This is a genomic window from Streptococcus sp. 1004_SSPC, from assembly GCF_001069025.1.
GTDB classification, from domain to species: Bacteria; Bacillota; Bacilli; order Lactobacillales; family Streptococcaceae; genus Streptococcus; species Streptococcus vestibularis.
The window spans coordinates 1-228 of record NZ_JWGQ01000076.1 but is presented as its reverse complement, the minus strand read 5'-3'; the positions used below and the strand labels follow the sequence as shown (position 1 = coordinate 228).

General features: G+C 40.8%; 1 protein-coding gene. It reads left to right on the top strand.

Annotation, left to right across the window (positions count from 1 at the left end; translation table 11 throughout):
- Positions 1 to 228 (top strand): helix-turn-helix domain-containing protein (locus ADF62_RS05820; RefSeq protein WP_048788304.1); only part of this gene is annotated, 228 nt, incomplete at both ends.

Here is a 228-nt window from a genome sequence, read left to right as displayed (position 1 = left end):
AAAAACTGCCAAATCTCCAATCTAGTCCGACAAAAGGTTACACAACTCCTAACTGAGAAGATGGCACTAACTGATATTGCCAGAAGACTTCGTGTATCGACATCCACTGTCTATCGTAAGTTTGATCAGTTTTCTTTCAAGGAACATTTTGATAAACTCCCAAGGGTTATGTCCTGGGATGAGTTTGGGTTCAAGAAAGGGGAATTGGCTTTTGTGGCGCAGAATTAT